The organism is Serratia sp. CY84636, from assembly GCF_052166245.1.
GTDB lineage: Bacteria > Pseudomonadota > Gammaproteobacteria > Enterobacterales > Enterobacteriaceae > Serratia > Serratia nevei.
This window is the reverse complement of sequence record NZ_JBJNOX010000002.1, coordinates 1180346-1207085: the sequence shown is the minus strand read 5'-3', so window position 1 is coordinate 1207085 and position 26740 is coordinate 1180346. Positions and strand designations below refer to the sequence as shown.

35 protein-coding genes and 1 riboswitch are annotated in these 26740 nt (G+C 57.2%); of the genes, 18 read left to right on the top strand and 17 right to left on the bottom strand.

Annotation, left to right across the window (positions count from 1 at the left end; translation table 11 throughout):
• Positions 1–312: 312 nt before the first annotated feature.
• Positions 313–1395 carry a porin OmpC gene (ompC, locus tag ACJ8QI_RS10295; protein ID WP_084827681.1) on the top strand — a complete coding sequence of 361 codons (1083 nt, stop codon included), beginning with the start codon at positions 313–315 and terminating at the stop codon, positions 1393–1395.
• Between the two features lie 79 nt (positions 1396–1474).
• Here the strand turns inward: ompC and ACJ8QI_RS10290 are convergent, their stop codons facing one another.
• Both ACJ8QI_RS10290 and ACJ8QI_RS10285 read right to left on the bottom strand, forming a co-directional pair.
• Positions 1475–1699 (bottom strand): biofilm development regulator YmgB/AriR family protein, encoded by a 225-nt coding sequence (locus ACJ8QI_RS10290; RefSeq protein WP_060423997.1) that lies wholly within the window; start codon positions 1697–1699, stop codon positions 1475–1477.
• Between the two features lie 121 nt (positions 1700–1820).
• Positions 1821–2012, bottom strand: a complete 192-nt coding sequence (locus tag ACJ8QI_RS10285; protein ID WP_038877040.1) for a YebW family protein — start codon at positions 2010–2012, stop codon at positions 1821–1823.
• 228 nt (positions 2013–2240) lie between these two features.
• Between ACJ8QI_RS10285 and lysM the strand changes: the two genes are divergently transcribed.
• The 5 genes from lysM (at position 2241) to ACJ8QI_RS10260 (ending at position 5124) form a co-directional block, all read left to right on the top strand.
• Entirely contained in the window at positions 2241–2687 is a 447-nt protein-coding gene (gene lysM / locus ACJ8QI_RS10280; protein ID WP_016927389.1) for a peptidoglycan-binding protein LysM, read from the top strand.
• A 263-nt stretch (positions 2688–2950) separates the two neighbouring features.
• Complete coding sequence (locus ACJ8QI_RS10275) at positions 2951–3106, top strand: hypothetical protein (RefSeq protein ID WP_016927390.1); 156 nt, start codon at positions 2951–2953, stop codon at positions 3104–3106.
• 23 nt (positions 3107–3129) lie between these two features.
• Positions 3130–3294 (top strand): hypothetical protein, encoded by a 165-nt coding sequence (locus tag ACJ8QI_RS10270; RefSeq protein WP_164491940.1) that lies wholly within the window; start codon positions 3130–3132, stop codon positions 3292–3294.
• A gap of 107 nt (positions 3295–3401) precedes the next feature.
• Positions 3402–4343, top strand: a complete 942-nt coding sequence (locus ACJ8QI_RS10265; RefSeq protein WP_084827682.1) for a pirin family protein — start codon at positions 3402–3404, stop codon at positions 4341–4343.
• 433 nt (positions 4344–4776) lie between these two features.
• Entirely contained in the window at positions 4777–5124 is a 348-nt protein-coding gene (locus ACJ8QI_RS10260) for a DUF1304 domain-containing protein (protein WP_204275720.1), read from the top strand.
• A 21-nt stretch (positions 5125–5145) separates the two neighbouring features.
• Here the strand turns inward: ACJ8QI_RS10260 and ACJ8QI_RS10255 are convergent, their stop codons facing one another.
• Both ACJ8QI_RS10255 and ACJ8QI_RS10250 read right to left on the bottom strand, forming a co-directional pair.
• Entirely contained in the window at positions 5146–5532 is a 387-nt protein-coding gene (locus ACJ8QI_RS10255) for a helix-turn-helix domain-containing protein (protein ID WP_004927697.1), read from the bottom strand.
• Positions 5533–5978: 446 nt separating this feature from the next.
• The gene (locus ACJ8QI_RS10250) at positions 5979–6191 is read right to left on the bottom strand and encodes a YccJ family protein (protein ID WP_004927694.1); all 213 of its coding nucleotides are present in this window, start codon (positions 6189–6191) and stop codon (positions 5979–5981) included.
• A 183-nt stretch (positions 6192–6374) separates the two neighbouring features.
• Between ACJ8QI_RS10250 and ACJ8QI_RS10245 the strand changes: the two genes are divergently transcribed.
• Complete coding sequence (locus ACJ8QI_RS10245) at positions 6375–6614, top strand: DUF2766 family protein (RefSeq protein ID WP_025303170.1); 240 nt, start codon at positions 6375–6377, stop codon at positions 6612–6614.
• A gap of 40 nt (positions 6615–6654) precedes the next feature.
• On the opposite strand, the gene ACJ8QI_RS10240 is transcribed toward ACJ8QI_RS10245, so the two are convergent.
• A complete protein-coding gene (locus ACJ8QI_RS10240; protein ID WP_038877047.1) occupies positions 6655–6888 on the bottom strand; it encodes a YobH family protein in 234 nt (77 codons plus the stop codon).
• A gap of 161 nt (positions 6889–7049) precedes the next feature.
• Here ACJ8QI_RS10240 and ACJ8QI_RS10235 point away from each other — a divergent pair, with 161 nt between their 5' ends.
• Both ACJ8QI_RS10235 and ACJ8QI_RS10230 read left to right on the top strand, forming a co-directional pair.
• Positions 7050–7208 (top strand): PhoP/PhoQ regulator MgrB, encoded by a 159-nt coding sequence (locus ACJ8QI_RS10235; RefSeq protein ID WP_004927688.1) that lies wholly within the window; start codon positions 7050–7052, stop codon positions 7206–7208.
• 81 nt (positions 7209–7289) lie between these two features.
• Positions 7290–7568, top strand: a complete 279-nt coding sequence (locus ACJ8QI_RS10230; RefSeq protein WP_060423990.1) for a YebO family protein — start codon at positions 7290–7292, stop codon at positions 7566–7568.
• Between the two features lie 39 nt (positions 7569–7607).
• On the opposite strand, the gene fos is transcribed toward ACJ8QI_RS10230, so the two are convergent.
• Positions 7608–8015 (bottom strand): fosfomycin resistance glutathione transferase, encoded by a 408-nt coding sequence (fos, locus tag ACJ8QI_RS10225; protein ID WP_038877053.1) that lies wholly within the window; start codon positions 8013–8015, stop codon positions 7608–7610.
• A gap of 170 nt (positions 8016–8185) precedes the next feature.
• On the opposite strand from fos, the gene ACJ8QI_RS10220 reads away from it, so the two are divergent.
• From ACJ8QI_RS10220 to ACJ8QI_RS10210, 3 genes are all read left to right on the top strand, one after another.
• Positions 8186–8488, top strand: a complete 303-nt coding sequence (locus ACJ8QI_RS10220; protein WP_038877055.1) for a phage protein NinX family protein — start codon at positions 8186–8188, stop codon at positions 8486–8488.
• Between the two features lie 74 nt (positions 8489–8562).
• A complete protein-coding gene (locus ACJ8QI_RS10215; RefSeq protein ID WP_004927680.1) occupies positions 8563–8799 on the top strand; it encodes a DUF4060 family protein in 237 nt (78 codons plus the stop codon).
• 175 nt (positions 8800–8974) lie between these two features.
• Complete coding sequence (locus ACJ8QI_RS10210; RefSeq protein ID WP_038877059.1) at positions 8975–10336, top strand: amino acid permease; 1362 nt, start codon at positions 8975–8977, stop codon at positions 10334–10336.
• A gap of 47 nt (positions 10337–10383) precedes the next feature.
• On the opposite strand, the gene ACJ8QI_RS10205 is transcribed toward ACJ8QI_RS10210, so the two are convergent.
• Positions 10384–10674 carry a hypothetical protein gene (locus ACJ8QI_RS10205; protein WP_044031054.1) on the bottom strand — a complete coding sequence of 97 codons (291 nt, stop codon included), beginning with the start codon at positions 10672–10674 and terminating at the stop codon, positions 10384–10386.
• Positions 10675–10896: 222 nt separating this feature from the next.
• On the opposite strand from ACJ8QI_RS10205, the gene ACJ8QI_RS10200 reads away from it, so the two are divergent.
• The 4 genes from ACJ8QI_RS10200 (at position 10897) to cspE (ending at position 12981) form a co-directional block, all read left to right on the top strand.
• The gene (locus ACJ8QI_RS10200) at positions 10897–11931 is read left to right on the top strand and encodes an MBL fold metallo-hydrolase (RefSeq protein ID WP_197795093.1); all 1035 of its coding nucleotides are present in this window, start codon (positions 10897–10899) and stop codon (positions 11929–11931) included.
• Positions 11932–12377: 446 nt separating this feature from the next.
• Positions 12378–12545: a hypothetical protein gene (locus tag ACJ8QI_RS10195; protein ID WP_154618193.1), complete on the top strand. Its 168-nt coding sequence runs from the start codon at positions 12378–12380 to the stop codon at positions 12543–12545.
• A 68-nt stretch (positions 12546–12613) separates the two neighbouring features.
• Complete coding sequence (locus ACJ8QI_RS10190; protein WP_002211058.1) at positions 12614–12730, top strand: DUF2627 domain-containing protein; 117 nt, start codon at positions 12614–12616, stop codon at positions 12728–12730.
• A gap of 41 nt (positions 12731–12771) precedes the next feature.
• The gene (cspE, locus tag ACJ8QI_RS10185) at positions 12772–12981 is read left to right on the top strand and encodes a transcription antiterminator/RNA stability regulator CspE (protein ID WP_002221949.1); all 210 of its coding nucleotides are present in this window, start codon (positions 12772–12774) and stop codon (positions 12979–12981) included.
• A gap of 52 nt (positions 12982–13033) precedes the next feature.
• Here the strand turns inward: cspE and ACJ8QI_RS10180 are convergent, their stop codons facing one another.
• Positions 13034–13750: a polyphenol oxidase family protein gene (locus ACJ8QI_RS10180; protein ID WP_060439762.1), complete on the bottom strand. Its 717-nt coding sequence runs from the start codon at positions 13748–13750 to the stop codon at positions 13034–13036.
• Between the two features lie 162 nt (positions 13751–13912).
• Between ACJ8QI_RS10180 and rlmA the strand changes: the two genes are divergently transcribed.
• The gene (gene rlmA, locus ACJ8QI_RS10175; RefSeq protein WP_084827685.1) at positions 13913–14731 is read left to right on the top strand and encodes a 23S rRNA (guanine(745)-N(1))-methyltransferase; all 819 of its coding nucleotides are present in this window, start codon (positions 13913–13915) and stop codon (positions 14729–14731) included.
• Positions 14732–14795: 64 nt separating this feature from the next.
• Here rlmA and mntP read toward each other — a convergent pair whose 3' ends face one another.
• The 5 genes from mntP to manX all read right to left on the bottom strand — a co-directional run bounded on the left by mntP (position 14796) and on the right by manX (position 18965).
• The gene (gene mntP, locus ACJ8QI_RS10170; RefSeq protein ID WP_004927615.1) at positions 14796–15365 is read right to left on the bottom strand and encodes a manganese efflux pump MntP; all 570 of its coding nucleotides are present in this window, start codon (positions 15363–15365) and stop codon (positions 14796–14798) included.
• Positions 15366–15376: 11 nt separating this feature from the next.
• Positions 15377–15560, bottom strand: a riboswitch (yybP-ykoY riboswitch).
• A gap of 218 nt (positions 15561–15778) precedes the next feature.
• A complete protein-coding gene (locus tag ACJ8QI_RS10165; protein WP_100395669.1) occupies positions 15779–16237 on the bottom strand; it encodes a DUF986 family protein in 459 nt (152 codons plus the stop codon).
• Positions 16238–16291: 54 nt separating this feature from the next.
• The gene (locus ACJ8QI_RS10160) at positions 16292–17134 is read right to left on the bottom strand and encodes a PTS mannose transporter subunit IID (RefSeq protein WP_033634889.1); all 843 of its coding nucleotides are present in this window, start codon (positions 17132–17134) and stop codon (positions 16292–16294) included.
• 15 nt (positions 17135–17149) lie between these two features.
• Positions 17150–17950: a PTS mannose/fructose/sorbose transporter subunit IIC gene (locus ACJ8QI_RS10155; protein WP_033634888.1), complete on the bottom strand. Its 801-nt coding sequence runs from the start codon at positions 17948–17950 to the stop codon at positions 17150–17152.
• A gap of 55 nt (positions 17951–18005) precedes the next feature.
• A complete protein-coding gene (manX, locus tag ACJ8QI_RS10150) occupies positions 18006–18965 on the bottom strand; it encodes a PTS mannose transporter subunit IIAB (protein ID WP_107226339.1) in 960 nt (319 codons plus the stop codon).
• A 562-nt stretch (positions 18966–19527) separates the two neighbouring features.
• On the opposite strand from manX, the gene ACJ8QI_RS10145 reads away from it, so the two are divergent.
• Entirely contained in the window at positions 19528–21072 is a 1545-nt protein-coding gene (locus ACJ8QI_RS10145; RefSeq protein ID WP_049195011.1) for a TerC family protein, read from the top strand.
• Between the two features lie 16 nt (positions 21073–21088).
• On the opposite strand, the gene ACJ8QI_RS10140 is transcribed toward ACJ8QI_RS10145, so the two are convergent.
• The 4 genes from ACJ8QI_RS10140 to pabB all read right to left on the bottom strand — a co-directional run bounded on the left by ACJ8QI_RS10140 (position 21089) and on the right by pabB (position 26703).
• Complete coding sequence (locus ACJ8QI_RS10140; RefSeq protein WP_442532442.1) at positions 21089–22675, bottom strand: EAL domain-containing protein; 1587 nt, start codon at positions 22673–22675, stop codon at positions 21089–21091.
• A gap of 268 nt (positions 22676–22943) precedes the next feature.
• Entirely contained in the window at positions 22944–24308 is a 1365-nt protein-coding gene (gene sdaA, locus ACJ8QI_RS10135; RefSeq protein WP_442532441.1) for an L-serine ammonia-lyase, read from the bottom strand.
• Positions 24309–24754: 446 nt separating this feature from the next.
• Complete coding sequence (locus ACJ8QI_RS10130; RefSeq protein ID WP_060439766.1) at positions 24755–25333, bottom strand: CoA pyrophosphatase; 579 nt, start codon at positions 25331–25333, stop codon at positions 24755–24757.
• Positions 25330–26703, bottom strand: a complete 1374-nt coding sequence (gene pabB, locus ACJ8QI_RS10125) for an aminodeoxychorismate synthase component 1 (RefSeq protein ID WP_442532440.1) — start codon at positions 26701–26703, stop codon at positions 25330–25332. Before pabB ends, ACJ8QI_RS10130 begins: the two co-directional genes overlap by 4 nt.
• Between the last annotated feature and the right edge of the window lie 37 nt (positions 26704–26740).

Sequence of the window (26740 nt, the reverse complement as noted above, 5' to 3'; positions counted from 1 at the left end):
GAAAGCACACAAAACGAAACCAAAATGCACTATATTGGTGCATTGCACCATTTTGGTTATAACTTATGTGATAAAATATTCTTATATTCAATGAGTTGTGAAATATCTTTGTTGTAATATTTAGTTACAAATAAACGTGCTTTCTCCTCGTTGTTTCATGAACTTTTTGATTTTAAGTTTTGATTCATGATGCTAATGTCACATCACCCCCGCATTAGGGGAGCTCATAAAATACCAAAAGATAAAATCACAGCCCAAAATATAAATTGGGCGTGACGGGCAGGGTTCTAATTATAATATCTAGGAAAATAAATGATGAAACGCAGTGTATTAGCCTTAGCTGTCGCCCTCGGGGCGGTCACCTCCTTCGCCAACGCGGCTGAAATCTATAATAAGGATGGCAATAAACTCGACCTGTACGGCCGCGTTGCTGCCAAACACGTTTTCAGTAAAGACAAGGGTGAAGACGGCGACAAAACTTACGTTCGTCTGGGCTTTAAAGGCGAAACCCAAATCAACGATCAGTTGACCGGTTACGGCCAGTGGGAATACCAGGTTGCTTCCAACCACGACGAAGCGCAGGGCACCACCGGCACCAAAACGCGTCTGGGCTTCGCCGGCCTGAAGTTCGCCAACTATGGCTCGTTCGACTACGGCCGTAACTACGGCGTGGTGTACGATGCCGAAGCCTACACCGACATGCTGCCGGAATTTGGCGGCGACTCCTACAGCTACACCGACAACTACATGACCGCGCGCTCCAACGGCCTGGCAACCTACCGCAACCGTGACTTCTTCGGTTTGGTGGAAGGCCTGAACCTGGCGTTGCAGTACCAGGGTAAAAACGACGGTGACGGCCGCAGCGTCAGCAAGCAAAACGGCGACGGCTACGGCATGTCTCTGGACTATCAGGACATCGGCGGCAGCGGCATCGGCGTAGCGGCGGCGTTCTCCGACTCCAACCGCACCAGCGCTCAGAAAGCGCTGCAGTACGGTAAAGGCGACAAGGCCACCGCCTGGACCACCGCGGTCAAATACGACGCCAACCAGGTGTACCTGGCGGCCATGTATGCCGATACGCGCAACATGACGCCGATCAGCGGCAACGGCGTTTCAGGCTTTGCCAATAAAACGCAAAACTTCGAAGTTGTGGCTCAGTACCAGTTCGAAAACGGCCTGCGTCCGTCCGTGGCTTACGTACAGTCCAAAGGCAAGGACATTGAAGGGATTGGCGATGTCGATCTGGTGAAATACGTGGAAGTGGGCGCGACTTACTACTTCAACAAAAACATGTACACCTACGTCGACTACAAGATCAACCAGTTGAACGACGACAACAAACTGAAGCTGAGCACCGACGACATTGTTGCTGTCAACCTGACCTACCGCTTCTAAGTTTCCATCATTACCTTCATCCTGTGTCGGGATCGGTAATCAGGCAGGGCGCAAGCCCTGCCTTCGTTTTTTCAGTTGCTCAGCCTTTTGGCGCCAATCCCACCAGTTCGATGGCAGAACGCAGCGCGGCGAAACGTTGCTGATCCTGCTCGCGTTCTATCTCCGTGACCAACTGTGAAAGAATATTGCTGCCGGAGACCTTTTTATGGTTTTTGATTAACTGCAACACCGCATCGCCCAACGCCAGGCTGACGTTGCGCAGCAGAATTTCATAATGCTCGTTGGAATGAGCTGATGCTGACATGACCTTTCTCTGTCTCTCTTCTTCGGGAGCCGCAATTTAGCAAAACAGCGGCCTAAAGCCTCGGAGGCAGACGAAGTTTCCGATGAAATCAGAAATTCCTCAGCACCGGACGGGGAAGGCGTTAAAAATCCGAATATTCGCTGGCCGGTAACCAAAAGCCGTCGATAAACTCTTCCATGGGATAACAACCGGCGTGGCGCAGGTTCTGTTCCTTCATCGCGATCAGGCATTGCGGTTCGTCGCGCAATATATCGACCACCATTTCACTGCAGCCGCCATCCAGATAACAGACAAACATCACCAATGCGTACATCGTTGCATGCCTCCTTCGTCGAACCGCCCTGTAGGCAACAGTGTAGGTAAAAAAGCGCGATTTTTCAGCATCATTGCGTGATAAATCGCCATCAAGACGCCGCTGACGGCACTTTCGGAATTCTCTAACCATTTCTGACGCCGGGAGCGGATGGCATATCCTTTTGACGATGCTAAGCTTAACAAGCCTTACTTCAATGCATCAGTGCAACCATCAAAAGGAGTGAATATGGGCTTGTTTAACTTCGTCAAAGAAGCGGGCGAAAAACTGTGGGACACCGTCACCGGCAATGCCTCCGCCGAAGATCAAAGCGCCAAACTCAAGGAGCATCTCGATAAGAGCGGCCTGCCAGGCACCGACAAAGTCGATGTGCAGGTGGTCGATGGTAAAGCCGTAGTGACCGGCGATGCCGTCAGCCAGGAGCTGAAAGAGAAGATTCTGGTGGCGATCGGCAACGTGGCCGGCATCAGCGGCGTGGAAGACAAGGTGGCGGTGGCGCAATCCGACGCCGAGAGCCGTTTCTACACCGTGAAGAAGGGCGATACGCTGAGCGCGATCTCCAAAGAGATGTACGGCAACGCCAATCTGTACAACAAGATTTTCGAAGCCAACAAGCCGATGCTGTCGAGCCCGGACAAGATCTATCCGGGGCAGGTATTGCGTATCCCGCAATAATCTGTCGCTCTGCCAGAGCCCGGTTGCGTACCGGGCTTTTTTTGTCCTCTGTAATCGCCGTCTCTTATTCCCCTGCTAGATCAATGTCGGTTACATCTACCCTGTGTACCCGCTCGCTCGCCGGCAGGTGCGGTGTTGACCCTGATGGGGAAAGTTGATAGCGTCATGCCCCGGTTGAGGCCGGAACGCCCAAGGCGGCAACGTTAACGCCTTATACTGAGGGGCCTTTTGCCCCGCCAAACAGCAATGCAGCAGTTGAACGAGTGAAAACCGATTTAGTGAAACAACAGCGTAACGCCTCAACGGATAAAAACTATCGAGAAACCTTGGGTGATGCGCAATTTGCTATCGTCGTGTTGGCGGTGGCGTCCTGCTCACTGATTATCTTTACGCTGGCGGTCACGCTGTGGGTGACCTGACGCGATTAACTAGGGGAGATAAAATGGAGCCTAACCTCCATGATGAAACCAAACTGCTGGCGATTATCGGCCTGTTGGTTTCCGTGCTGCTGGTGGTATCAATTCTCTTTGGCGTGACCTATTTCTCCGATCTCAGGCACGCGCACGACGATGTTGACATCAAAAGCTGCTATATCAAAGCGTCCTAATCCGCGCGAATGCGCCTGAGCGCCGCCGATCTGTGAGGTGAGCTGTCCTGTGTTAAGCTGGGACGGTTATCCCTTGGCGAATCGGCGCCATTCAGGAGGTTTTTGCGATGAGTCAGTCCCGTCCTACGCTCTCTTCACCTTCACGCGAGTGCCCCGTCGTTGACGGCGTGCGCCAGATCCAGCGTATTGCCGTGCGTAACGCCGAAGTGGGGGGCATTCCGATCAACCGCGCGCTGCCAACCCGGGAAAGGCGTACCGTCGGTGCCTGGTGCTTTCTCGATCACGCCGGGCCGACGGTATTCAACGGTACCTCGCCCGGCATGGATGTGGGGCCGCATCCGCACATCGGTCTGCAAACGTTCACCTGGATGATCGAAGGCGAAGTGCTGCACCGCGACAGCCTCGGCAGCGAGCAGGTGATCCGTCCGGGCCAGGTCAATCTGATGACCGCTGGGCACGGGATCGCACATACTGAACAGTCGGTGGGCGAACCGAGGCGATTGCATGCCGCACAATTATGGATAGCGTTGCCGGCCGAACATGCCGACATGGCACCGCGTTTCGATCATTATCCCGACTTGCCGCAGTGGCAGAATAACGGCGTGAATCACCGTTTGCTGGTCGGGGAATTTGACGCTTATCGTTCGCCGGTATTTACCCTTTCGCCATTAATCGCCATAGATATGGAATGGCAGGAAGCGGCGACGGTGCAATTGCCGCTGCGCGATGACTATGAAATCGGCTTCTTGCCCCTGATGGGAGAATTCGAACTTAATGGTGAAACCTTTTCACCTGACGAGTTTGCCTATTTGGGCATGAAGAATAACTCTATCGAGTTAAATGCACAGAAAGGCAGCCGGGGATTATTAATTGGCGGCGCGCCGTTAAACGAAGAGATTCTTATCTGGTGGAATTTCGTTGGCCATACCAAGGCTGAAATTACTCGGGCCCAGCATGATTGGGAACAAGGGGCGCCGCGTTTTCCGCCGGTGAGCGGTTATTCCGGCGAGCGGATGACCGCGCCGCGCCTGCCCTGGGGCGATGTTTGATAGCGTTAGGATATAATCGCCGCGATTATTCGGCTTATTTCGCTCTAATAAGGCGAAATTACTGTGATCGCGGCTCCAGCTTTACCACAGAATAAGGTTTATCGGCAGAACAGTGATCTGGCGCATATAATGACAATGAGAAGAAGTTTAGGATAATCCTCAGGAAGTCAGGTTGTCTCCCGTTAGTCAGATGTCAGTGAGGTCATTATGAGCCAGGTACTCTATCGTGCAAGACTGTCCCATGTCGTGATTGCCACGGCGCTGTTTTGGGTCTCTGTCGCGGCATTGTTGGTCGCCGTATTAAACTAACCTCAAAAAATGACTCCTGCATAAACCCGCTTCGGCGGGTTTTTTTATCGCCGTTGTCTGGCGATAGAGGCTACGCGATTATACTTAATGACATATTCAATAAGCGATAGGGACACTCATGAAGCTGTTTGCCGATATTTTGCTGTTGCTCATCGCGGTGCTCCATCTTTATATCCTGGTGCTGGAAATGTTCCTGTGGCGTGCGCCGCTCGGCAGACGCGCCTTCGGTACAACGGCGGAGTTTGCCGCGGCCACGCGGGTGTTGGCCGCCAATCAGGGGCTGTACAACGGTTTTCTGGCGCTGGGGCTGGTATGGGGCTACTGGCGTGAGGACATGGCGCTGCAGCTGTTCTTTCTCGGGTGCGTGTTGGCGGCCGGGGTGTTCGGCGGGCTGACCGCCAGCCGCAAGATCCTGTGGGTGCAGGCGCTGCCGGCCTTGATCGCGATGCTGGCGGTATGGGGGGCGCGTTAACCCGCCGGTTTACGGCGGGCGTCAGGCGGATTTTTGGTGAATGACGTGCAACGGCGGGTCGATGTGCAGATCGACGCTCAAATCCTGGCGGAAATCATAAGGCGTGATATTAAAACGCTTTCTGAACATGTAGGTGAAGTGGGACTGTGAGCCGAAGCCAAAGTCCAGGGCGATATCGAAGATCGACGCTTCACTGCTGCGCAGTTGGTAAACCGCGCCGGCCAGACGGCGTTCGCGAATGTATTTGCCCAGCGAAATCCCTGTCGCTTCTTTGAACAGCTTCTGCATGTGCCACAGCGAGTAGCCGGAGTACTCGGCCAGCTCTTCGAGATGGATCACTCGTCCAAGGTGAGTTTCGACCCATTTGCTGAGGGCGCAGACCAATGAGAGATGGTGTTCTTGTATCATCAGTGCGTCAGTGTGAGATCTACATAGCGGTGAAGTATACACAACTTGCCGCCGCGGACAAAAACGCCGCCGGTGACGGGGGCAATTATTCGGAAAAACCGTTCAACCACAGCTTGTCAGTAGAAAGGAAAAACGGCTAATCTGAGACTGTCGCCGCCGCGGTGGGTGACGCGGAATAGGCCACAGCAAGTAACCGCCAAAACAGAGTCAGCCGTAACAACTCAACGTTGATGGGGTGATCGCATGTTAATGACAGTGATTATTACTCTGGTTGTAATCGTGGGCGTCGGCGCTTTTATGGCGATGCCGGTGATGAGCATGAAAAATGCGGAAGGTGTGGGAGGTGAAGAACCGTGAGAGCAAGAGACATTGCACGCCGCTGAGCGGGGCGATCGCCAATCGGGAAAGCCTGGGTCAGAAACCCGGGCTTTTTGTTGCGTAGCCGCTCAAACGTTTTTCCGCTCGACGGTTTCCTCTCCCCAATAAAGCTGATCGGCGGTGGTTTTGGCAAAGGCCTTCTCCAACGCTTCGTCGCTGCCTTCTTCCCAGATCTTCTGTGCCAACACTTCGTCGTTCCCTGCCAGTTCAAAAATAGCTTCGGCGATTTCCACCGAAGTTTCACGCACTGTCGCCCAGGATTTCACATTGTGATTCGCCATAACTTTCTCCTGTTGGTTGTGGCTTACGGGTGGTTTTTGCCACCGTCATGCTGCAAGTATAGGCTAATCCGCCGCGGGCTTTTGCCCGGCGGTGCGCAGAAGGGGGAAAAAGGCGGGGAGAGCGGGCAATGGTGCAGGCGGCGTGCTATTCTGTGCGGCGTTTGAATCAAGAGGAAAATTATTATGTCTGACATGCTGAGCAACGAGCAGGAACTGGCTTCCGATCTGGTCGCTTGCCAACTGGTCATCAAACAGATTCTGGACGTTATCGACGTGATTGCGCCTACCGAAGTGCGCGACAAGATGGCGGGTCAGCTTAAAAGCATCGATTTCTCCACGCATCCTGCAGGCGCCGATCCGGTGACTCGCCGCGCGATTGACAAGGCGATTGCGCTGATCGAGATGAAGTTCACCCGCAGCTGAGGCGGGGCCGCCGCAGGGCGGCGGCGTCGGGCGGTGGCGGTTAATCCACCACCGTTTCGATTTTCTTGAACAGCGGGCAGTCGGCTACGCCGATGAAACCGTTGTCGCCATTGACGTACTGGGCGATCGCCACGTTGCGCGCCGTCAGGTATTTGCACTGCAATCCCAACCCGCCAACGTTTTTGTTGCTGCCTATCAGCACGCCGTAACCCGAGATCAAAAAGCCGCCGTAAATGACCGCCAACACCAGTACCCACTTAATCAATCTGCTCATTGTGCTTCCTCATTGTCCCTGAGGGCCCATCTAGCCACGGCAACGGCATGACGGCAAGGGTAACAGTCTGAAAACCGGGCGATAGCCAGAAATCTAAACGACAAGTTAAACTTCGTTTAACTTCGCTGTGATAACATGCGCGATAGATTACCCAGATAACAATGAGGCTGCTAAATTTGTTGCGAAAAAAAATCCTCGTGATAATGACGGCCGTCGCTGCCTGCCTGTTTTTCTACCTGTTGGCGCTGGACAGTTATTGCGACGATGGCGGAAACTTTGCGCTGGGCATCTGCTCGGTAACGCGCTTCGTGCCCTGGTAAGCAATTTTTGGCAGGGATGTTCGCACGGCCGCCGCGAGTGTTAAGATGGCGGCCTGAATGTCGCAGTAGATAGGGTTGTCCATGTACGATTTAGGTTTTGGCCAGAACGGCCTGTTGTCGCTGGCCCTCGCCGCCGTGGCGTTGCTGGTTGGGCTGTGGGTTTGGTTTCTGGTGAACCGCGCCAGCGTGCGCGCCAACGAGCAGATTCGTCTGCTGCAGGAGATTGCTGAGCAACAACGCCAACAAACGGCGCTGTTGAAACGCTTGGCGCACCGTGCACGCGCTGATGGCGGCGATGCTGCTGACGACGACGATCTCAGCCCAGCGCTGGATTTCAAAGGTTTTATCCCCGAACGTTAAGCATGATGCTCCGGCCGGCGGCAGCGCCGCCGGGGCGCCTCAGTAAAACACCATGCCCTGATACGGTTTTTCCCGGCATGCCGCCAGGCGGCTGGCCAGATCGCCGGCATGGATCTCCAACTGGTGCCCGTCAGGATCGAGAAAATAGAGCGATTCGCCTTCGCTGCGATTGCTCTTCCACTCTTTGACGCCGTTCTGGCGCAGCCGCTCGCTGACCTGCTCAATGTGTTCCGGCGCTACGCTGAAGGCGTAATGGGTGTAATCGCGCGCGCTTTGTTGCGCCCGGGCCTCATCCCGCGACAGACACAGCCACAACGCCCCCAACGAGAGATAAGCGCCGCCCTGCCAGCGGGCGTGCGGGGTAAACCCCAACAGATGACGATAAAATTCGAAGCTGCGATCGAGATCGCTGACGGCGAGCGTCAGGTGATTGAGGCCGGTCAACATGCATGCATTTCCTGGGCGCTGAACAGAGGGAAAAGTGTACGCAGGCGCTAAGGAAAGATAAAGGGGGCAAAGCATTAGTAGAGATAATGTGAAAACCGGCGGCGCTGTCATAAAACTGTCGTACAGACATCGTAATGTAGCGCGAACCTTACGAAAGATGGATAAAGCCGATGATTAAATGGTACGAAGAAAGCGATGCCGAAGTGAACCGCAGCATCGCGCTGCTGACCGGGGAGAACCCGGACAAGTGGTATCCCTACGGTGGTGTGAAAGGTAAAGATTACTGCAAGAATCCCTCCGATGCCTGGCCGATCATTTGCGCCAACAAAATCAGTCTGAACCCCGATAACCAAAGCGACAGCCCGCAATGGCAGGCGCGCATGAGCACCCAGGGCGGTGAATGGCAGGCGGACAGCGTCAGCCCGCTGCGCGCGGCGATGATCTGCTTCCTGATGAGCCGGCAGGCTAACTGATTCGAACAATACCGGTGATTGGTAAGAGTTTCTCCTTTTTCTAATAACAGAGCTGTCGTTGGCGGAGGCTGTTTATGAAGCGCATTATCAAAGGTGATAAAAACTTGTCTCATCTGGTGATTGCCCATGCGGCGATCGATCGTCATGCCGAAAGCTTCGGCCAGCGCCGTCAGGGCTGGCCCTCGACCTACCTGATAAAATATCAAAACGATCGCGTGGCGGTGGAAGTGGTCACGCGTAGCCAATCTTATGTCGCCACGCTGATGATCGGCGCGCGCAACCTGACCAAACTGTGCGGAATGCCCGGCTAAACGCCGCCCTTATCCGCTTTCTCACGGTAAAAAAATCGCGCTCCGGCCCGCCGTCTCGGGGCGCTTCTCCTTGATGCTCACGGGGTTAAGTGTTAAAAAGCCGCCCGCAGATACATTTATTGATTGGTGAAATCTTGGCCGATAACGGCAAGGGTGTACGCCATATGAGGATAAGATGGGCGGTCAGCATCAGGACACTCCGCTAAAACGCGGTTTAAAAAACAGACACATACAGCTTATTGCCCTCGGGGGCGCCATCGGTACCGGTTTATTTCTCGGCATTGCGCAAACCATTAAAATGGCCGGCCCCGCCGTGCTGTTGGGCTACGCCATCGGCGGTTTTATCGCGTTTTTAATCATGCGCCAGCTGGGCGAAATGGTGGTGGAGGAGCCGGTCGCCGGATCTTTCAGCCACTTTGCCTATAAATATTGGGGCGACTTCGCCGGTTTCCTTTCCGGCTGGAACTACTGGGCAATGTTCATTCTGGTCGGCATGGCGGAATTGACCGCCGTCGGCATCTACATTCAGTACTGGTGGCCGGAAATCCCCACCTGGGCCTCCGCCGCGCTGTTTTTCGTGCTGATCAACCTGATTAATCTGGTGAACGTGCGTCTGTACGGCGAAACCGAGTTCTGGTTCGCCATCATCAAAGTGGTGGCGATTGTCGGCATGATCGTGTTCGGCGCCTGGCTGTTGGTCAGCGGGAACGGCGGCCCGCAGGCCAGCATCACCAACCTGTGGCAGCAGGGCGGCTTTATGCCGCATGGCTTCTCCGGGCTGGTGATGGCGATGGCGGTCATCATGTTCTCGTTCGGCGGGCTGGAAATGGTCGGCATCACCGCGGCGGAAGCCGCCGATCCGCGCCGCAGCATTCCCAAAGCCACCAATCAGGTGGTGTACCGCATTCTGATCTTCTATATCGGCTCGCTGACCGTGCTGCTGTCGCTCTATCCGTGGGGGCAAGTGGTGGAGGGCGGCAGCCCGTTCGTACTGATCTTCCATGCGCTGAACAGCAATCTGGTGGCGACCGTGCTCAACGTGGTGGTGTTGACCGCCGCGCTGTCGGTCTACAACAGCGGCGTTTACGCCAACAGCCGCATGCTGTTCGGGCTGGCCAGCCAGGGCAATGCGCCGCAGGCGCTGACGCGTGTGAATAAACGCGGCGTGCCGGTATTGTCCATCGCGCTGTCGGCGTTGATTACCTCGATTGGCGTGCTGATCAACTACCTGATGCCCGGCAAGGCGTTTGAGCTGCTGATGGCGCTGGTGGTGTCAACGTTGGTGATCAACTGGGTGATGATTTGCCTGGCGCACCTGAAATTCCGCGCCGCCAAGAATCGCCAGGGCGTCATCCCCAGCTTTAAGGCGCTGTGGTATCCGTTCGGCAACTACCTGTGCCTGGCGTTTCTCGGCCTGATTCTGGTGATTATGTATTTCAGCGAAGGGATCCGCATTTCGGTGTTGCTGATGCCGGTGTGGATTGCGGTGCTGTGGTGCGGGTTTATGCTGACGCGCCGTAAAGGCGCCAAGCGCTAATCGGTATGCGGCGGAGGCGTAGTCTGCGCCTCCGCTTCTTTTCTACGTCAGCCGCGCGGCATAAAGGCGCGCCCCTCACCGTGACCCCGCCCCAGCAGTTTCCGGCACAGCAGCAGCAGGGTGCTGATCACGTCGATGGCGACCACGCTGAGCATCAGCAGGGTCAGCATGAAAAACCCGAGCAGCGAACCGCCCAGCAGAACCAGTGGCGCCGGTACGCGCAGACGGCGCAGCTTCATGGCGAAATACATTTTCCAGTATTGCTTCTGCGCCAGCAGCGCGCTGCGAATACGGCGCCCCAGGCCGATGCCTGATTTGCGGGATGTAGAACGACTCATAACTTCTCCTTTTCTGTATGCCCTACAAGTCAATCACAAAGATCTTAAGAGAGTCTTAACGGGCTCTTGGCGGCCCTGGCTGTCTCACCGGAGTGAGACAACAGCATACGGCAAAAGGTCCCGCAATGCAGCGCACGGCTGACGAAGTGCGAGTCTCGTCGGGTTTGTTACACTGAAAGTCACGCCCATGCAGGGGGCGCAGCGGTCAGGAGAAGGGGCTGGATGAAGAGAATCAATCGTTACTACGATGCGGCCAAGGCGCATCACACGCCGGAGGGATTTCGCAACCCGGAACCCTCTCAGCGCCAAGAGGGCGACCTGCAGCGTTGGCAGGATGAGCGCAAGCGGCAGGGGCTGCCCAGGCCGCCGCAGCAGGGCTACGCGCAATTTACCGAACGCTGGTGGCAACCCGCCGATCTCAGCGGCAGCGATGACAGCATCTGGTGGCTGGGGCATGCATCCATGCTATTGCGGCTGGGTGGCCGCTATATCCTGATCGACCCGGTGTTGTCCGAACGCGCCTCGCCGCTGAGCTTCTACGGGCCGAAGCGCAGAACGCCGGCGCCGCTGACGGTGGAGCAATTGCCGGCGGTGGATGCCGTGCTGATCTCCCATAATCATTATGACCATCTCGACAGGCGCACGGTGCGGCAGCTGGCGCGGCGCTTCCCACAGGCCGAGTTTATCGTGCCGCTCGGCTTGAAGCGTTGGTTCCGCCGTTATCGGCTGAAGGTGCATGAGCTGGACTGGTGGCAGAGCCTGTCGTTAGGTGAGCTGACGGTTTACGCCACGCCGGCGCGGCACTGGAGCATGCGCACGTTGTGGGATCGCAATCGCTCGCTGTGGTGCGGTTGGGTGATCCATCATCCGGCGCTGCGGTTCTATTTTTCCGGCGACAGCGGCTATTCGGCGCGGTTGGCGGAAATCGGTCAACGGCTGGGCCCGTTCGACGTGGCGGCACTGCCCATTGGCGCCTATGCGCCGCGCTGGTTCATGCAGGAGCAGCATATGGATCCGCAGCAGTCGGTGGCGCTGTATCGCGAGCTGAATCAGCCGCGAGCCATTCCCATCCATTGGGGGGTATTCGAACTGGCGGATGAATCGCTGGACGAACCGCCGCAGCAACTGAACCTGGCGCTGAGCGAGGCGGGGCTGGAACAGCATCAATTCCATCCGCTGAAGATTGGCGAGCGCATCGCGTTGCAGGACTCGCAGCAGGCGTTGTCTATCCACCCGGTGGTACAGAGGAAAGAATAAGATCAACGGTTTGAAAGCGTGGCAGTAATTAGCAAAATTGATAAGTGCGGGGTGGGATCCAAATAACCACCCGATTTTCCGGATTTAATTCAATGCCGCACTTTCGCTATTCATAAGGTTATTCCGGTTATTCAGATTTAGGGTTTTCGGATTATTTAGGATGAAGCCACCGGCCAGCGGGGGAGGCGTCAGGACGTTGCATGCTTATGCAGCCGTTGGTCGGCGTGTCAGCGCGATTACCGGCTCTCGTCACGCTCTGGTGCATGCCGTGCGGTGACAGGGATGAAGGCCGATGGTGAATGCGCTTTCCGACGGTAAAGGGGCGGAGGAGCATTGAATAAATTGGCCCCCGTTCATCGATATTCAAATGTTGCATATGACATTCCATAAAGATTCAAATTTTTTAACGCTATAAGCGACGAAAAAGCGAAAACGTCGAGAAGGAGATGCGTCAAAACGATGAAAGTTTTGTTAAAACGCTATCAGAATGCGGGGTCTGGCGCAGCCAGTTTGGCAAGCAGAAAATAGCCGATGCTTCAACATCTTTTGGCCTATTTAAGCAAATGTGGCTCTCGACCGTTTCAAATATGTGCGACATGTCGTTCAGTGATTAAAAATGGCTTGCCATCGCATACAGAGTATGTGATAACGCATCTGGGTAAAACGAGGTACAGTTCTGTATATGTGTGGCATTTTCAGTAAAGAAGTTCTGAGTAAAGACGTTAGCGTTGAATACCGCTTCTCTGCCGATCCTTATCTTAGTGCCTCAAGCAGTAACGACTCTAGTTTGTCTATGTAACGCCCTCGGGCGGTTTAAACAATCCAAAGGAAATACTCAAGATGGCAAAGATCAAAGGTCAAGTTAAGTGGTTCAACGAGTCTAAAGGTTTCGGTTTCATCACCCCGGCTGACGGCAGCAAAGACGTGTTCGTACACTTCTCTGCAATCCAGGGTAACGGCTTCAAAACCCTGGCTGAAGGCCAGAACGTTGAGTTCGAAATCCAAGATGGCCAGAAAGGCCCATCTGCAGTAAACGTTACTGCTATCTAATCAGCGTCAGCTGTACAAAAAGCCCGCCTTCGAGCGGGCTTTTTCGTTTCCGTCATCCGGCGGCGATGATGATGCCGGCGTACTGGTTGCGGCCTTTGATCCCCGGATGCGTCGGATCCTGCGCGCGCCGGTGGCTGTTGCGGCGATAGCTGGTGTATTTGAAGCGCTGTGGCCGCTGTGGGTCGACGTCCGGCGTGCAGATGGTGCAGCTGCCTGCGCGGTCAACGGCGGCGAAGCCGAGCGCCGCCAGCTTGTATTCGGCAATCGCGGCCAGATCCAGATGCCGGTAATGTGGGCTGATCAGCGTGGCGGGCAGCGGCAGGCGCTGTTTAAAATTTTCCACCAGCGCTTCATCGACTTCGTAGCAGCACGGGCCGGCGGCAGGGCCGATAGAGGCCACCCAATCGGCGGTGTCGCCGTCCTGGCGAATGCGCGCTGCCATCTGTTCCAGAATGCCGTCCAGTAGCCCGCGCCAGCCGGCATGAACCGCGGCGATGGCGCCCCCGTCGCGGCGGCTGAACAGCACCGGCAGACAGTCCGCCGTCAGTACGCTGAGCAGAATGCCGGGCTGGCGGGTATAGAAACCATCGGCCTCGCCGCACGCCTGCGCCGGTTGCAGCACGTCGACGATACGGATGCCGTGCACCTGCTTCTTTTCCGGTAGCGTGGCGCTGTAGGGCAGCAGATGCCCGGGCAGCAGCGCGAGTTTGCTGCCGAAGCCGTGCTGAATGTGGGGCACCGCATCGAGCAGCGCGGAACGATCGCTCATAAGTTATTTTCACCTGCGTGAGAAAACAGACTCTCAGTGTAGCCAGCTTTTTCCCCGCTTGACCAGGCGTTGTTGGCGGCGAAAGCGAGCGGGGATGCGCCTTGCATCGAGCCGACGCCTTCTTTAGACTAGCCGCGCCCTGTCTTTCTGGAAGCCCATTTCATGTCTTATCAATGCCCTCTGTGTCATCAACCGCTGCATTTTTCATCGCAACACTGGCGTTGCGACGGCAATCATCAGTTCGATCAAGCCAAAGAAGGCTACGTCAATCTGCTGCCGGTGCAGCACAAACGATCGAAGCAGCCGGGAGACAGCGCGGAAATGATGCAGGCACGGCGCGCGTTTCTCGACGGCGGTTATTATCAACCGCTGCAGCAGCAGGTGGCCGAGTGGCTGGATTTGGCGCTGGCGGCCGATGCAGGCGCGTTGTTGGACATAGGCTGTGGGGAAGGGTATTACACCGCCGCCGTGGCCGCACGGCTGGCGCAGGCGCGCAATATGGCGGTCTATGGGCTGGACGTCGCCAAGGTAGCGATCCGCTACGCCGCCAAACGTTATCCTGCGGTCTCGTTCTGCGTCGCCTCCAGCCACCGTCTGCCGTTCGCCGACGCGGCGCTGGATGCGGTCTTGCGCATTTATGCGCCTTGCAAGGCAGAGGAGCTGGCGCGGGTGGTGAAGCCGGGCGGTGTGGTGGTGACGGTTTCGCCGGGCCCGCGTCATCTGTACCAGCTGAAAGAGCAGGTCTACCAGCAGGTGCAGCTGCATGCCGAGCAGGACGAACAGTTCGATGGTTTCGAGTGCGAGCGTAAAGAGGCGTTGGCCTATACGATGACCCTGCCGGGCGCGCAGGCCGCCAACCTGCTGCAGATGACACCGTTCGCCTGGCGTGCTACGCCGGAGGTGCAGCAGCGACTGGCGCATGGCGGCGAGTTCGTGTGCGAAACGGATTTCGCGCTGGCGCTGTACCGACGCCGCGCTTAACAGGCGCACTGAGCCCAGAAACAAAAAAACCTGCCGCGGCAGGTTTTTTTGCAGAGTGAGCGCCTCAGGCCAGGTAGCCGAGGTGCTCCAGCAGAATGTTGACGCCGATACCGATCAGCACCACGCCGCCGAGGATCTCGGCGCGTTTGCCCAGCAGCGGGCCGATAAAGCGGCCAATCATCATGCCCAGCGTCGCCATGATCATGGTGGCGCAGCCGATGGCCATGGCGGTATGCACGATATTCACCTGCAGGAAGGCCAGGCCGACGCCGATAGCCATCGCGTCGAGGCTGGTGGCGATAGCGGTGGCCACCAAGATCCAGAAGCCGTGGCGTTTGACCTTCTCTTCCTCATCGGGCCTGTTGCGCACCCCTTCGACGATCATGCGCATGCCGAGAATGAACAGCAGAGAGAAGGCGACCCAGTGGTCCCATTCCATGATGTATTGGCTGGCGAACAGACCGATGGCCCAACCGATGAGCGGGGTGATCGCTTCGACCACGCCGAAGATCAGGCCGGTGCGGATCGCTTCGCGGAAACGGGGTTGATGCAGGCTGGCACCTTTGCCGATCGACGCGGCGAAAGCATCCATGGACATGCCAAAAGCGAGAATGAGTGTTGCTGAAAGGTTCATGTGAAATAGCCTCGGCCGGGTGGCTCCATATACACGTAACCCACCCCCAACCAAACGACGGAGTTACGTGTCTATGGTCTCGCCAACCTTACCTGGCTGCCCGCACCACGTTTCATACGGCGAAACGAGTATGTTGATACGGGCGTTTCTGGCGTTTTATTCTCCAGAAACCGGCTACTCCCCAATGACGGCGCAACCATACCATATTATTTCCGCCATCGACAACTTTATTCTAGAGTCATGTTCGCTCTTAATTGAGACTCGTTTTCATTAATCTAAGTTCACGCGGGAATATAATGTAGACGTGGGTAACAATGTTGCGGAAATAATAGTCAGAGTGAAAATGGCGCTGCCGATTAATTACCCACAAGCAGCGCAAGGTTTGAGCTAAAGTAAAATGAGTTTTTCTTTATCTATTGATTATCAATGAAAAAGTGGTAAATCTTCTCCAGGTCATCCAGGTGCGTCACCTGAACCAACAGCCGGCGCTGTTCCAGGTCGACGGCCAGAATGCCATCCTCCGATAAATTCATGGCTTTAATGCGGTTATATTCGACAAACACGTTCGCGAAGAAAAAACCCTGTGCTTTAAACACCATCTTGGGGGCGCGAATATAAGAGATATAGATCGCGAGCAGCGCCAAAGAAATAAGCAAATAGGTGGTTAATACCGCACCGTTGGTGGTGACGTTGCGGTAAATCAGAATGGCGATCAGGCCGACGAAAATCAGGCTATCGAGGCGATGACGGCGTTTGAGCGCCACTTTAAGCCGTGTTTTACCTTTCAGCAGGTCCATGCCGAATTCGTCATACAGCGAGTACAGCAACAGCAGGGCGATAAACAGCATCAGTACGGCGTCGGTCAGTGACATCTCTTGCTCCACACATAAAAAAGCCGGGGGTTGCCCCCCGGCCGATTCGAACGATTACAGGCCCAGCAGGCCAATCCAATAGCCAAAGATACCGATGACGAAGAAGCCGATGATGATCCACAGCGCATTGACTTTTTTGCGCAGCAGCCACATACAGGCGAAGGTCAGCAGCAGCGGTACCAGGCCCGGCATCAGCTGGTCGAGGATGGTCTGCACCGTGGTGACGTTGGTATGCCCGGTCTGGTCGGTGATCTTGGACACCACCAGCGGGATATTCACGTGCGTCCACTTGTTGACCAAGGCGCCCATAACAAACAGGCCGAGAATGGACGCCCCTTCCGTCAGTTTTTGCAGGAAGCCGCCGCCCATGTCGTTGACGATATCCACCCCTTTACGGTAACCGTAGGCCACGCCGTAGTAGCGGGTCAGCAGGCGCACCAGGTTGAACAGCACGAAGAACAGGATCGGCCCGAGCAGGCTGCCACTCATGGCGATACCGGCGCCGAGCGCGGCGAACACCGGCCGCACGGTGCCCCAGAAAATCGGGTCACCGACGCCCGCCAATGGCCCCATCAGACCGACCTTGATGCCGTTGATCGCACCGTCGTCGATCGGCGCGCCGTTGGCGCGTTGCTCTTCCATCGCCATGGTCACACCGAGCACCGGCGCCGCCACGTAAGGGTGGGTGTTGAAGAACTCGAGGTGGCGCTTGATCGCCTGTTTGCGATCGTCATTGTTTTCCGGATACAGGCGACGGATCACCGGTACCATCGAGAAGCAAAAACCCAGCGCCTGCATGCGCTCGAAGTTCCACGACCCCTGGAACAGGTTGGAGCGCAGGAATACGCCGCGAATATCGGCCGGCGTGAGTTTCTTTTGAGCAGTTGTATCAACCATTTCTCTCACCTATTCCTAGTCGAGTTCGTTATCGAGATCGTTCGCATTAGCCGGGCCGGCCTGGACAACCTGGGACTTGTTGTATTTCGGGCTGAGCTGGATATACAGCACGGCCATCACCACGCCGATGACGCCGAGCGCCACCAGGTTGAAGTTGGTGAAGGCGGCGGTCACGAAACCAAGGTAGAAGAACGGCATCAGGTAGCCGGCGCGCATCATGTTAATCACCATCGCGTAACCGACCACCACGATCATGCCGCCGGCGATGTTCAGGCCGCTGGTGACCACTTCCGGGATCGAGTTGAGCAGGGCGTGTACCCCGGCGGTGCCAACCGAGATGGCGACGATGACTGCCGGAATGGCGATACGCATCGCCTGCAGCAGCAGGGCGCCGATGTGGATCCAGGTGATGGCCCGCAGGCTGCCGCGCTCCGCCGCGCTGTCCGCCGCGTGCTGGAAGGCCACGGTGAGGGTACGTACGATGATGGTCAACACCTGGCCGGCCGCCGCCAGCGGAATGGCCAGGGCGATACCGGCGCCGACGCTTTGCCCGCCGGCGATGACCAGAATGGTCGAGATGATGGACGCCAGGGCGGCATCCGGCGCGACTGCCGCACCGATGTTCATCCAGCCCAGGGCAATCATTTCCAGCGTACCGCCGATAATGATGCCGGTTTTCATATCGCCGAGAATGAAGCCGATCAGGGTACAGGCGACCAGCGGACGGTGGAACTGAAACTCGTCGAGGACGGAACCCATCCCGGCGATACAGGCAACGATAAATATCAGCACAATCTGAAGAGTGGTGATCTCCATTGCACTTCTCCTATGACCAAAAAGCTCTGAGTAAAATAATCAGCGGCTGGCGCCACTAATTGAGTTTGTTAATCAGGTCCATCATTTTTAGCCGGCTGTCGGACGAGACCTTACGCACCTCCAGCTCGATACCGCGATCGTTCAGTTTCTTAAACGCTTCGATATCTTTTTCATCGACGGAAACGGCGTTGTTCACCTGGGTTTTCCCCTGGCGGAACGCCATGCCGCCGATATTGACGGATTGAATATCCACGCCGCCCTCCACCAGACGCAAGACGTCGGTCGGGTTGGTAAACAGCAGCATTACGCGGTCGTTGGCGTACTTCGGGTTGTTCCAAACGCGGATCGCCTTCGCCACGTCCACCACGTGAGCGGTGACGCCCGGCGGGGCGACCTGGGTCAGCAGGGTTTTGCGCACATGGTCGGCGGCGACTTCATCGCTGACGACGATAATGCGGCTGACGTTGGTTTCTTTGGTCCAGCGGGTGGCGACCTGGCCGTGAATCAAACGGTCATCGATACGCGCCAGGCCGATTTTCATGTGGTCGTTCGGCCCCAGCGGCGCCTGAGGGGCAGCGGCTTTGGCGATGGGTGCTGCGGGTTTTGCGGGTTCTTCCTGCGGTTTTTTCAGCGCTTTCACGCCTTCGCGGCCGGTTTCCAACGCCAGCGCCACCAGTTCATCGAAGGCGGGGTTGTCGTCCCGCGCCATGAAGGTTTCCACCAGCATCGGAATGTTGACCCCGGTGACGACCTCATAGTTTTCTTTGTCGACCGCAATGCGGCTGGCGGCGTTGAACGGGCTGCCGCCCCAGGTATCCACCAGGAACAGCACGCCGCCGCTGGTATCCAACCCACTGATTTTTTCGTTGTACTTGACGATTAACGTTTCGGCATTCTCACCGGGAACGAAGTCTATAAAGGCGACGTTGTCCTGCTCGCCCAATAGCATCTCCGCCGTTTTCAGCAGTTGTTCCGCTGCAGCCCCGTGTGTGCCGATGATAATAGCTATTGCCACTCGCTACCTCCTCGTTGAACTCCAGGCGCGGTTTGTGTCGTTTCTCCGCGCCGTCTTGGCAGTCACTTCCGCGGTTCAGATACATTATGGTAGAAAAAAAGAAACGCACGCCTAACATTTCTCACGCAGTTTCAAATGCCTGTGCGTGATGCTTCACGAACGCGACATTTATTTTAGTGAGTGAAAAAATATTTTTTGTGACGCTGCTCCGTTATTGAATGCTCGGAGAAATCTTAGCTGTCGCAGATGATACGGCGCGGCGCCATGCTAAACCGCCGTTGAAAAAGCCGCTTTGTCCCCCAGAAAAATCCTGATACAGTAATTTCCTCTTTCATCACTAAGGAGTGAAGGGCCTCAGCCCTCCCTATGGACTGTCACCGAAGTTACTGTTTTACCAGGTTTCACCCGCCACCTGCTGGCGTTGCATATGCTGTTCGGCCCTTCGGCCATCTCCCGGTAACCCCATCCCGTCACTTTGCTATTGTCGACTGCGCCCATGCAGCGGCGGCATCGTCACGTCTGAGCGGCGTGCGCGCATTCCCACTTTTCTCTGGAGTCTGATATGGAATTTTTAATGGACCCCTCTATTTGGGCGGGGTTGCTTACGCTGGTGGTGCTGGAAATCGTGCTGGGCATCGACAACCTGGTGTTCATCGCCATTTTGGCCGACAAGCTGCCGCCGAAGCAGCGCGATAAGGCGCGCATCATTGGCCTGTCGCTGGCGTTGCTGATGCGTTTGGGCCTGCTGTCGGTGATCTCCTGGATGGTAACCCTGACTACGCCGCTGTTCAGCGTCGGCGATTTCAGCTTCTCCGGCCGCGATTTGATCCTGCTGTTCGGCGGGGTGTTCCTGCTGTTCAAGGCGACCATGGAGCTGCACGAACGGCTGGAAGGGCAGACGCACCAGGACGGCGCCAACCGCGGTTACGCCAAGTTCTGGGCGGTGGTGGTGCAGATCGTGATCCTTGACGCAGTGTTTTCGCTCGATGCGGTGATTACCGCCGTGGGTATGGTGAACGATCTGCCGGTGATGATGGCGGCGGTGGTGATCGCGATGGCGGTGATGCTGCTGGCGTCGAAGCCGTTGACCAACTTCGTCAACGCGCACCCGACCATCGTGGTGCTGTGCCTGAGTTTCCTGTTGATGATTGGCCTTAGCCTGATCGCCGAAGGCTTCGGTTTGCACATTCCTAAAGGCTATCTGTATGCCGCTATCGGCTTCTCGATCCTGATTGAATTGTTCAACCAGATCGCGCGCCGCAACTTCATCAAGCATCAAGCGCGTCGCCCGATGCGCGAGCGCACCGCGGAAGCGATCATGCGCCTGATGGGGCAGCAGCGTACACAGCAGACGGACGATGCGGTCGCCTTGCCGAGGGATGAAACCTTTGCGGCGGAAGAGCGCTATATGATCAGCGGCGTGTTGACGCTGGCCTCGCGTTCATTGCGCAGCGTGATGACGCCGCGTACCGACATTTCCTGGGTCGACTGCGAGCGTTCCCGCGAGGAGGTACGCGCACAGCTGCTGGATACGCCGCACAGCCTGTTCCCGGTGTGTCGTGATTCGGTGGATGAGATTGTCGGCGTGGTACGCGCCAAGGATCTGCTGGTGGCGCTGGAGCAGGGTGAAGACATCGCCGAGTTCGCCGCCCGCACGCCGCCGATCGTGGTGCCGGAAACCATGGACGTCATCAAGCTGCTGGCGGTGCTGCGTCGCGCCAAAGGGCGTCTGGTGGTGGTCACCAATGAGTTCGGCGTCGTGCAGGGGCTGGTGACGCCGCTGGACGTGCTGGAAGCGATTGCCGGTGAATTCCCGGACGAGGACGAAACGCCGGACATCGTGGCGGAAGGCGACGGCTGGCTGGTGAAGGGCGGAACCGATCTGCACTCGCTGGAACAGGCGCTGGCCTGCGATGACCTGGTCAGCCCCACCGCCGACTACGCCACCCTGGCGGGGCTGCTGTTGGCCCACTACGGGCAGATGCCGGTGGCGGGAGATACCATCGAGCTGAACCACCTGCGTTTCGATATCGTTGAGGTGTCCGAATACCGTATCGAACTGGTGCGCGTTACCCGCGTCGCCCTGGACGACCCGGCGCACGCGTAACCCTCCCGCCGGGGGTTCAGGCCTCCGGCGGTTCCTCTTCCGCTTTCTTGACGCGCGATTCGTACTGCTGCAGCCACAGCGGGAAAACATGAATCGGCATCGGCTTGGCGAAATAATACCCCTGCAGGGCATTGACCTCGCGTGAGCGCAGATAGTCGGCCTGTTCCTCCGTTTCCACCCCCTCTGCCACCAGTTTCAGCTTCAGGCGCTGCGCCAGCGTAATGATGGTGTCGGTCACCGTGGCGTTGACCGCGTCGGTGCCGATGGCGGCGGTAAACCCGCGATCGATCTTCAAGACGTCCGGGCTGAGGTTTTTCAGGTAGCTCAGCGAGCTGTGGCCGGTGCCGAAATCGTCGATGGCCAGCATGATCCCCATGTCTTTCAGCGTGCGGATCTGGTCATACTGGATCGCCGACAGTGCGGTGCGTTCGGTCAGCTCCAGCATCAATGAGGGCATCGGGTGCGCCGGCAGCCAGATCTGGCGGATATCGTCGATGATGTTGAGCGTTTTAAAGTGCTCGGCAGCGACGTTGATGCTGATGTAGAAGGACGGTCGTGGCGGGAACAGCTGCAGATTTTCCGTCACGGTGTTCATCAGATAGCGAGTGAGCGGAATGATGAGCTCATGCTGCTCGGCCAGCGGAATAAACACGTCAGGCGAGATCCATCCTTGTCGCTTCTTTTTCCAACGCAGCAGCATCTCGACGCCGGCGCAGCGCCCGGTGTCGCTGTGGATGATAGGCTGACAGTAGACGCGGAACTCCCGATGAGTGATGGCATGGCCGATGTGGTAAGACAGGCTCATGCGGTTGGCGGTGAGCAGATAGACCACATAGGCCGCCAGCAGGCTGATCAACAGCGCCAGCGGGATATGACGCGGCAATGCGGACAGCGCCAGCATGCCGATCTGTGGGCCGAACAGTGAAATTGAGAACGGGTACAGCGCGGAGCCGGCGGTGTAGCGCAGGTCGTTGGTCAGGGTGTCGCGGCTCAGGATTTCGCGGCGGCCATATTCCAGGCTGCTGTCGTCCACGTTCAGGACCACTCGCTGAACGTAAGGCTCTTGCGGTTCGAGTAAAAAGTTGGACAGCAGCTCGATATTGAATACGTGCAGCACGCCGCTGGTTTTATCACGGGGGGATGGCGTCCACATCACCAGCGTGGGCAGGCCTTTGCTGACCGCCAGAGAGGGGCGCAGCGCCAGCCTGGCGTTGCTGTCGACGAAGGTGGGCATCACCGCGGCCAGCTGATAATGACGGGCGCCAAACAGGCTGGAGCAGTAAATAACACCGTTTTTCACCAGCAACATCGCGCGTAGCGCCTGATTTTGCGCGGCGCGAAAGCGCAGGGTCGATGAAACGTTTTCGCAGGGTTGGTCCAGCATGTCCATACTGCGTTCCGCTTGCATCTGTGCTGGCGTCAGCAATTGGTTGATCTTGCCGACGGTGCGGTTAGCCAACGTCTGCTGGCTCTGCTCGATGCTTTTGACCTCTTGATAGTAACGGGTATACAGCGATACCAACAGAATAGCCACGCCCACCGCTCCGGCCAGCAGCCAACGGTAGTAACGATATCGGGACGCGGCGAGGTGGGTCATCAACATCCGGTAAATCCTTGTTCGGTAATCCAGCTCCGAGTCACAGTCAGGCCATAGATCCTTAAGTTGCGCTCGGCTAATTCTAGCCTGAGGTTATACAAGATTGATGGTAACTCAGTAAATTATTTCAGTATGGTAAAACAGAAGGCCAATTTGCAGGCTAACCGCCCGATCGATGAGAAAAATGCAGGATATTTTCTGGTGACATTGTCACTAAAAGCGGTCAATGAATTGATTACCCATAAAAAACCCCGCCGGGCGGCGGGGTTGTCTGTCAGTCGCATTGCACCTTGATCGCCAGGCCGCCGCGTGACGTTTCGCGGTACTTGGCGTTCATGTCTTTGCCGGTTTCGTACATGGTCTCGATCACCTTATCCAGCGAAACGCGTGGCTCGCTGGTGCGGCGCAGGGCCATGCGGGCGGCGTTGATCGCCTTGACCGAAGCGATGGCGTTGCGCTCGATGCACGGCACCTGTACCTGGCCGGCGACCGGGTCGCAGGTCAGACCCAGGTTGTGTTCCATGCCGATCTCCGCCGCCACGCACACCTGTTCAGGGCTGCCGCCCAGCAGCTCGGCCAGACCGGCCGCCGCCATGGAGCAGGCCACGCCGACTTCACCCTGGCAGCCAACTTCGGCGCCGGAAATGGAAGCGTTCATCTTGTACAGCGCGCCGATGGCGCCTGCCGCCATAAAGTAGCGGATATAGATATCCGGGCTGACGGATTCGATGAAGTGATCGTAGTAAGCCAGCACCGCAGGCACGATGCCGCAGGCGCCGTTGGTCGGCGCGGTGACCACGCGGCCGCCGGCGGCGTTTTCTTCGTTCACCGCCAGCGCGAACATGTTGACCCAGTCGATTACGTTCATCGGATCGTTGGACAGTTTGTCCGACGCCACCAGCATGCGGCGCAGCGCGGAGGCACGGCGCGGCACGCGCAGCGGCCCCGGCAGCACGCCTTCGGTGTTCAGACCGCGATCGATACAGGCACGCATGGTTTGCCAGACGTTACCGAAGTAGGTGTCGATCTCTTGCTTGCTGTGCAGCGCCAGCTCGTTCTGCATCACCATGCCGGACAGCGACAGGCCGGTCTCGCGGCAGTGGTCGAGCATTTCGCGCGCGGAGTTGAACGGATAAGGCATTTTCAGCTCTTGCTCGCCGGCCTTGCCGAAGTTCTCCTCGTCGACGATGAAGCCGCCGCCGATGGAGTAGTAGGTCTTGCTGTACACTTCTTTCTCGCCGGCGAAGGCGTGGATCTGCATGCCGTTCTCATGCAGCGGCAGGTTGTCGCTGCGGAAGACCATGCCGCCGTCGCGCGGGAAATCGACTTCATGCAGGCCGTTGGCCAGCATCAGGCGTTGACGTTGTTCTACATCGCGAATAAAACCCGGAATGCTATCGATATCGACGGTGTCCGGCATATTGCCGGCCAGGCCGAGAATGATGGCGATATCGGTATGGTGACCTTTACCGGTCAATGAGAGTGAGCCGTAAACGTCTACGACAACACGCGTGATAGAAGGCATCAGGCCTTTATTTACCAGATCGTCGACAAACTGTTTGCCGGCTTTCATCGGTCCAACCGTATGAGAGCTGGACGGGCCGATGCCGATCTTAAACATGTCGAAAACGCTAATCACGCTAAAACTCCTTAAAGAGACGTATTGTTATGGCTGCGGCGGTTAAAAACCGCGCAGGGAACAGCGATATTGTAAAAGGGCCGTGCGGGTTCGGCTGCCTTTTTCGCATGAAATTAAATAATCCGTGGTGTCGCTTTTTTTGCTGATTACCCGGGGCGAACCCTTAAGCGGGGTATCCGCTTTCGCCTAAGCTCCATTAGCGGTAATCGCGCCAGCTTTCCGTGCTGAACGCCGCCGGCTTAATCCCTGTTTCTACAGTGGTTTATCTCGGACGGTGGTATTTTACAGGTATTTCGTAAGGTTTAAGAGAGGGTTTGCAGTTTTTTTAAAACCATTCAATCGGAACGGTAGTTGAAAAAGCGATCAAATGAAGTGATTTCGATCGCTTTACCTGCAGCGGACGTCGACGGCCATGCCAGATTGCGAGTCAGATCACGCAATGCGGGTCAAATACTGACCTGCTGCGCCAGGCGGCGAATAATGGCGGCGGTCAGCCCCCAGATAAACTGGCTGTGATACCAGGAGAGGTAAATGCGGTGCGTGTGGCCGGCGCGATGGATATCCAGCGGGTAGTAACGCGACAGGGTCAGCGCTTCCCGCAGGGGCATCTCGAACACGTCCGCCACTTCGCCCTCGTTGGCGTGGAACTGCACGTCCGGCGGGATGAGGCCGACGATGGGCGTGACCTGAAATCCGGTGCTGCTGTCGAGCGGCGCCATTTGGCCGAGGACGGTTACCGCGTGCGGCGGTATCGCCACTTCTTCCTGCGCTTCCCGCAGCGCCGTGACGATCGCCGACCCGTCTTCGGCATCGGTTTTCCCGCCGGGGAAGGCCACCTGGCCGGCATGTTTACGCAGCGAATCGGCACGGCGGGTCAACAGCAAGGTGGGCTCGGCGCGGCAAACGATCGGGATCAGCACCGCCGCCGGGCGCACATTGTGCGAGATCTGCGCCGCCTGCGGCAACTGCAGTTGAAAACGGCTGATAAAGGCGTGCAGTGAGGCCGGTGAATTCGATGGGATCACGACAGGGAGTACTCCCCAAGCTGCGGCAGAATACGACCAACCTTGTCGAAGGTTTCCTGGTATTCCGCCTGTTCCTGGCTGTCTGCCACGATGCCGCCGCCGGCGGAGCAGTGGATGCGGCCGTTTTCGGTGACGAGCGTGCGGATGGTGATGTTGGTGTCCATGGTGCCGCAGGCGCTCAGGTAACCGATGCTGCCGCAATAGGCGTTGCGACGCTGCGGCTCCAGCTCTTCGATGATTTCCATCGCTCGCACCTTGGGCGCGCCGGTGATCGAACCGCCGGGGAAGCAGGCGCGCAGCAGCTCGGTGGCCGAGGTCTGCTCCGGCAGGGTGGCGGTAATGGTGCTCACCAGGTGATGTACCGCCGGGAACGGCTCCACGACGAACAGTTCCGGCACCCGTACGCTGCCGGGCTGGGCGACGCGGCCGATATCGTTGCGCAGCAGATCGACGATCATCAGATTTTCAGCGCGGTCCTTGGGCGAATCGGCCAAACGGCGAGCCTGTGCGGCGTCTTGTTCTGCGTCCGCCAGCCGCGGCAGCGTGCCCTTGATCGGGCGGGTTTGGATACGCTGCTGCTCCAGCCAGAGGAAGCGCTCGGGAGAGACGCTCAGCACGCTGTTGTGCGGCAGCCGCAGGAAGGCTGAGAACGGCGCCCGGTTGCAGGCGCTCAGTCGGCAAAACGCCTGCCATTCGTCCCCCTGGTAGTCGGCGGAGAATCGCTGTGCCAGGTTAATCTGGTAACAGTCGCCGCTGCGCAGGTAGTGCTGAACACGTTGGAACTTCTCGCCGTATTGCCGCCGCGTCATATTGGCATGCCAGCCGCTACGCAGCGTGAAAGGGCGCTCCGCCGGCGCGGTTTGGCGAGTGAGCCAGCGCCAGCGCTGCTCCACATCGCCATAGCTGAGCAGCGTCAGGGTTTGCAGCCGGTGATCGGCGATCAATGCCCAGTCATAAATGCCCACCGCCATGTCCGGCAAAGTAAGGTCAGTTTCGGCCAACTGCGGCAGGGTTTCTACCCGGCGCCCGAGATCGTAGCCGAACAGCCCCAAGGCTCCGCCCTGAAACGGCAGATCCGGGTTAAAGGCCGGCTGCCAACCTTGCTCTGCCAACTGCTGCTGCAGCAGGGAGAACGGATCTTCCTTCGAGTGAGTAGTGACGCCGTCACTTTCGATTTTCGTGCTGGCACCCTGGGTGGTGAGCGTAACGCGCGGCTGTGCGACCAGAATATCGAAGCGGTTATGCGAGTGATCGGCAAAGCCCGAATGCAGCAACATCGCCCAGGGCTGTGCTGAAAGCGGGGCGAAAAGCGTCATCAGGGCACTGCGGCTATAGGGCAAAGACTTTATGTTTGGGGCGGTTACGCTCATGAACGTCAAAAAACCTGGCTGTGAAGACGGCAATGTC